Annotated in this window: 6 protein-coding genes and 1 pseudogene; 3 read left to right on the top strand and 4 right to left on the bottom strand. The window is 72.8% G+C overall.

Annotated elements, in window-relative coordinates; all coding sequences use genetic code 11:
- Window positions 1-148: 148 nt before the first annotated feature.
- Both L1885_RS22525 and L1885_RS22520 read left to right on the top strand, forming a co-directional pair.
- Window positions 149-1,138: pseudogene (locus tag L1885_RS22525) on the top strand (APC family permease); the annotation flags it as partial.
- 49 nt (window positions 1,139-1,187) lie between these two features.
- Entirely contained in the window at window positions 1,188-1,544 is a 357-nt protein-coding gene (locus L1885_RS22520) for an APC family permease (RefSeq protein ID WP_235798993.1), read from the top strand.
- A 58-nt stretch (window positions 1,545-1,602) separates the two neighbouring features.
- On the opposite strand, the gene L1885_RS22515 is transcribed toward L1885_RS22520, so the two are convergent.
- Genes L1885_RS22515 through L1885_RS22500 form a run of 4 tightly spaced genes read right to left on the bottom strand, consistent with a single transcriptional unit; the run spans window position 1,603 to window position 4,182 of the window.
- Entirely contained in the window at window positions 1,603-1,965 is a 363-nt protein-coding gene (locus tag L1885_RS22515) for a DUF6086 family protein (RefSeq protein ID WP_235798992.1), read from the bottom strand.
- 37 nt (window positions 1,966-2,002) lie between these two features.
- Complete coding sequence (locus L1885_RS22510; protein WP_235798991.1) at window positions 2,003-2,437, bottom strand: hypothetical protein; 435 nt, start codon at window positions 2,435-2,437, stop codon at window positions 2,003-2,005.
- 15 nt (window positions 2,438-2,452) lie between these two features.
- Window positions 2,453-3,877 carry a WXG100-like domain-containing protein gene (locus L1885_RS22505; RefSeq protein ID WP_235798990.1) on the bottom strand — a complete coding sequence of 475 codons (1,425 nt, stop codon included), beginning with the start codon at window positions 3,875-3,877 and terminating at the stop codon, window positions 2,453-2,455.
- A gap of 5 nt (window positions 3,878-3,882) precedes the next feature.
- On the bottom strand, window positions 3,883-4,182 hold the full coding sequence (locus tag L1885_RS22500) for a WXG100 family type VII secretion target (RefSeq protein WP_235798989.1): 300 nt from the start codon (window positions 4,180-4,182) through the stop codon (window positions 3,883-3,885).
- A gap of 281 nt (window positions 4,183-4,463) precedes the next feature.
- Between L1885_RS22500 and L1885_RS22495 the strand changes: the two genes are divergently transcribed.
- On the top strand, window positions 4,464-5,658 hold a 1,195-nt coding region (locus L1885_RS22495; protein WP_235798988.1), incomplete at its 3' end, for an FAD-dependent oxidoreductase.

The raw sequence follows: 5,658 nt of genomic DNA, 5'->3' as shown, positions 1-5,658 counted from the left end.
AGCCCCGCGCCGCGGCGCACTGTGCCGTGCCGGGGCCCTGCGGTACGGTCGCCGCCACAGCCCGTGGCGGCGCCCTCCCCCACGCCGCCCGGCTCCCCAGCGGCGCCCTCCCCCACGTCGGGGCGCCCCGAGCGGAGGAGGCCCCCACATGGCACTCGACACGGCGGACCCGGGTCAGGACCGGGAGGACGGCGGGGCCCCGGCGCCCCGCGGGCTGCGGGCCGCGGCGCTGCGGCCGTGGAACGTGCTGGCCATCGCCATCTCCGCGATCTCCCCCACCACGTCCGTCTTCCTCGTCTACGGCTCCGGCCTCGGCTCGGCCGGCACCGGCGTGGTGTGGGCGTTCGTCATCGGCGGTGTGATCGCCCTCGCCATGTCGCTGTGCTACGCGGAGACGGGCTCGGTGTTCCCGTCGGCCGGCGGCGCGTACACCATCGTGCGGCGGGCGCTCGGCCCCGTGTCCGGCGGTGTGGCAGGGGTGCTTTTCCTGCTTCTCGGGCTGGTGTCGACCGCGTCCATCCTCGTGTCGTCGGCCACGTACCTGTCGTCCCTGGTGCCCGGCGGCCTGCCCGTGGGCTGGACGGCGCTCGGCATGATGGTGCTGGTGACCGCGCTGTCACTCGGGCGCATCGCGCCGGCGAGCTGGGTCGCGGGCGCGATGCTCGTCCTGGAGCTCGCGGTGGTCCTGGTGTTCACCGGTTTCGCGTTCGCCCACGCGTCGGGCGCGAACGCCCCGTTCACCGCCCCGTCCGTCCCCGCCGCCGCGGGGTCCGGCGCGCTCACCGGGGTCGGCGCGGCGGGCCTGCTGGCCGCCGTGGTCCCGGCGCTGTTCGCGTTCAACGGGTACGACTGGCCGCTCTACTTCGCGGAGGAGTCACGCGGCTCCCGGCGCGCGCTGCCGCGTGCGGTGGTCGTGGGCGCGCTGGTGGCCGTGGTGGTCGAGGTGACGGCCGTGATCGCCGCGACGTACGCGGTGAGCGACCTGGGCGCGACCGCGGCGGACGACTCCCCCCTGTCGCTGATCGCCCATCAGGTGATGGGGCCGACCGGGGCCACGATCCTGCTGTCCGGCGTGGTCGTCGCGATGTTCGACACCGGGCTCGCGGCCAACCTCGGCTACGCGCGGGTGTACTACGCGGCCGCCCGCGACGGCATGCTGCCGGGGCCGCTCGCCCGCTTCTTCGGCGGTGTCGGCCGGCTCGCGGGTGCCGGTGCGGGCCGTCGCGTTCCTGTTCGTCGGCAACGGCCTTCTGTGCGTGTTCAGTTCGCTCGGGGACCTGATCACCTTCACCGGCGTGGTGATCGTCACCGTCTACCTGCTGGTCGCGGTCTCCGCGCTGGTGTGCCGCGTGCGCGACCGCTCGCTCCCCCGCGCCTTCCGCATGCCCCTGTGGCCGCTGCCGCCGCTGCTCGCGATCGCGGGCGTCGTCGTCGCCCTCACCCAACAGCATCCGCGCGACCTGGAGATCGCCCTCGGCCTCGCGGGCGCCGCGCTGATCGCGTATGCCCTGTGCCGGCGCCGGCTGCCGTCCCGGCTGGGCTGACGGGTGGGTGGGCGGGCGGCGCCCGTACGGTTCGGGGACCGCGGTCGGCGCGTGAGCGTCACACCGGCATGGCCGCGGACATCGTGTCCAGCCGTGTCCGCCACGCGGAGGGCTCCACTCCGGCGGGTGCGGTGGGGACGCCTCCCGCGCGCTCGACCAGGACGGCGCAGATCACCAGGAGCTCGTCGGTCAACGCGTGGACGACGGCGTGCACGGAGCCGCCGGCGAGCCGGGCCAGCCGACCCTGGAACGTCCGCAGAAGTTCGGCGTCGAGGGCGCACTCGTCGTCCACGAAGGGGGGAATCCCGGACGGCACCCCGCAGAACTCCTCGGCCGCCCGTGTACATCCGGCGAAGAGGCGCCCGCTCGCCGTGGAGGGGTTCCACACCGCGCTCTCGCCGGCCGTGAAGAAACAGCTCACCGGACCCCCCGTTCGACGCCCGGCGCCACCGACGTGTTCACTCCTCCAGGTCGCGGGCCGTGTACCCGCTCAGGCCCAGCTCCACGAGCGGCCCGGCCAGTTGGCCCACGTACCAGGCGACATCGGTGAGTGAGGATCCGTCGACCAGCGGCCTGCGGTTGATCGACGGTGTGAAGGTGGCCATCGTCCGCCCGGGGAAGAACAGCATCAGACCGCCGGTTCCGGCCTCCCGGGAGAAGAGGGAGACCCCGACATGCGTCGCGCCGGAATCGGCGGCGTCGAGCCGGGCGAGGACCGACCGGGCCTCCGCGGGCTCGGCACGCTCCCAGTCGAAGTCGTCGTCCTCGTCGATCAGGTACGAGACACCGAGCGGCTCCTCGGCCGACCATCCGGACGGCTCGATCGCCCGGACCACGGATCCCAGGGTCACCGGGCGTACGAAGGTGAAGTCGATGTCTGCCGTCCTGGACACAGTACGCACCTGCCGCTAGGGAACGATTCGCCACGTGTAGCCCTTTTTCAGGAGCCACGCCTTGATATTTTCAGGGATCGGATTCTCCGACACAACCTCGAAGGATTTGCCGTTCTCGGTCGCGATGCGTCGTGCGTCACCCAGCTTCGACTTGAAGTTGGCGAGTTTCGAGGGATCGTCGTTCACGGTGTCCCAGTACTTGCCCGACTTCGCCTCGTACCACGTCTCCTCGCCGCCCTCGCCCTCGTAGGCGCCGTCGAACTGCCGGCCCCCGTGGCTGAAGGGCTCCTTGCCGCCGACCCGTTCCTGGACGTACTTCTCGTAGGCGTCGCCGCGCAGTTGCGCCTTGCGGCCCGGTGAGAGGTCGTCGTCCTCCGGCTCCCACTTGAAGGTGTCCCCGTCGCGTCCCGCGGTCTCCGCCAGCTCCTCCTCGAGCGTCTCGTCAACCTCGGTCGCCGCCGCGTCGACGGTCTCGATCTCCGGGACGGCCGCGGCCGCGGCGTCGAGGTCGGCGCCGACGTCCGCGATGACACTCGCGCCGATGTCCGCCACGGCCTCCTCTGCCGCCACCTCGACGCCGCCGAGGATCGCGCCCGCCTCTGCCGCATCCAGGGCGCCCGCACCGGCGTCGGAACCACCGAGGGTGATCGGGGTCAACAGCACACCGATCACGGTGGTGACGCCCACGAGGATCCCCGCGCCCGCGAGCTTGTGCTCGGTACTGCTGTGCGCCTCGTCGATGGCGTGGGCGAACGCGTCACATGCCTTTGCCAATTGATCACAGGCGTGATGCGCGGCAGACAGAGGCGCCTTCGACATACCGCCGCCGTCCTGCCAGACCTTCGCCCAAAATGCGGCCATGGCGTGCACGGAGTCGTCGGAGTTGTTGTCGGTGAGCGATTGGACCTGCCCGTGCAGGCTGCCGCCGAGAGCCCCGAGCGCCTGCGAGGCGCTGCGGTAGGCACTCGCCGCGTCGCGCAGGCGGTCCTGATGGCCGTTGGGCCAGTACTTCGCTATCACCGACGGCACCGACGAGTGACCCGAGCCGATCGCGGACGTCGGGTCCGGATACATGACGTCCGTGACAACGGCCGGCGGCCCGTACAGTTTCGGCGCGCCCTTGCCCTTGCCCGGCCTGGAGTGGTGATCGGCCCGCAGGTAGTTGTTCGCCGTCGCCACCAGCGCCTCCGAGGACTGGCCGATCGCGCGGACCGCGGCGGACAGCGCCGTGAACAGCGAGGTGGCGGCGGGATCGTAGGCGTGGCCGAACTTCTGCCCGTACTCGTCGTTGCCGGCCATGCCCCCGGCGTCCCGCAGGGCGGCGTTCAACGTGGAGGCGATGGTGTCCAGCCGCGTCTGCCCCGCCGCGAACTTGCCGGCGACGGAGTCGAGATCGCCCGGGTACAGATCGATGTCCTGGCCCCCGCCAGGTGGCGGCACTGCTGCTACCGCCCGTTCCACATCGCCTGGTTGGCCTGCTTGGCGGCCGCATAGTTGCCGTGCGCGGTGCCGACCAGCGCGTGCAACGCCCTGAGCGCCACGTGCAGTTCGGCGGACTGCTTCTGCCAGTCACCGTAGGTGTCCTCGAACGCGCCGCGCGTCTCGCCCTTCCACTTCTCGGCGAGGCCCTTCACGACCCGGTCCAGGTCCTTCAGATGGCGGTCGAGGTCGGTGGCGATGCCGTCCAGCTCGGTCCGGGCGTCCTGCAGCGTGGTGAACGAGACGCGCATCCTGCCGCTCTGCATGCCGGCTCCCCTCGTCGCTCGCGCACAGAACTCGCGCACAGAACTTCGAACGATGCCACGCGGCGCCTCCCACGCGGCTGCCGGGTGACGACTCTTGGGGAGGAGGAGACGCACCCTTGGGCGGACTGTGACCTTCCGCCTCTGCGTCCGCCCTCCCGCGGCGCCGCGGGCCCGCCTTGACAGCCCGTCGACAAGGCGTGATGCTCTTATTATTCAACAGATGATGAATAAATGATCGACCGGTGGACAAGCCGGTCGATCGGCGATCGGGGGCGGTCCACATGACCGGGAGCACGCGGTGCGTCGTCGTCGGCGGCGGTCCGGCGGGGATGGTGCTGGGGCTGCTGCTCGCGCGCGCGGGAGTGGACGTCACCGTCCTGGAGAAGCACGCCGACTTCCTGCGCGACTTCCGCGGCGACACGGTCCATCCGTCGACGCTCACGCTCCTCGACGAACTGGGCCTGGGCGGCTGGTTCGAGGAGCTGCCGCACAGCCGGGTCGAGCGCGTCGAGCTGCCGGCCCCGGGCGGCCGGACCACGACCGTCGCCGACCTGTCGCGGCTGCGCGTCGCCCATCCGTACATCGCCCTGGCCCCCCAGTGGGACCTGCTCGACCTGCTGGCCGAGGCGGCGTCGAGGGAGCCGTCCTTCCGCCTCGCGACCCGGCACGAGGTGACCGGCCTCGTCCGCGAGAACGGCCGGGTCGCCGGGGTGGTCCACCGCGGCCCCGACGGCCGCGAGGCCACCCTGCGCGCCGGGCTGGTGGTGGCGGCGGACGGGCGGCACTCCACGGTGCGGCGGGCGGCGGGGCTGCGCTCCACGTCCTTCCCCGTCCCCTTCGACGCGTGGTGGTTCCGGCTGCCGCGCGCCGATGGGGAGACGGAGGGCACCCTCGCCCCCAGTGTGGCCCCGGGCCGCTTCGCCGTGGCGATCCCGCGTGTCGGCTACCACCAGATCGCGGCTCTCGCGCCCAAGGGCGTGGACCTTCGGCGGCGGGGCCTGGCCGCCTTCCGGCGGGACATCGCGCTGCTCTACCCGCGGCTGGCCGACCGGGTCGGGGCGCTGGAGTCGATGGACGAGGTCGCCCACCTCGACGTGCGCATGGACCGGCTGCGCCGCTGGCACACCGAGGGCCTGCTCTGCATCGGAGACGCGGCGCACGCGATGTCGCCGGTCGGCGGCGTGGGCATCAATCTCGCCGTCCAGGACGCGGTGGCGGCCGCAGCCCTTCTCGCCCGCCCCCTGCGGCGCGGCCGGGTCCCGGGCGAGGAACTGGCGCGTGTCCGGGCGCGGCGCCTCGCGCCGGTCGCGGCGGCGCAGTCCCTGCAGCGCATGATGCACCGCGCCTTCATCGGCCCGGCCCTCGCGGGCAGGCGCGGCGGCCCGCCGCCGGCACTCACCGCCGTCCTCGACCGCTTCCCCGCGCTCACCGCCGCCCCGGCCCACCTCGTGGGCGTGGGACTGCGCCCCGAACACG

Source organism: Streptomyces fuscigenes, from assembly GCF_021556455.1.
GTDB lineage: Bacteria > Actinomycetota > Actinomycetes > Streptomycetales > Streptomycetaceae > Streptomyces > Streptomyces fuscigenes.
This window is presented reverse-complemented; position numbering and strand designations above follow the sequence as displayed.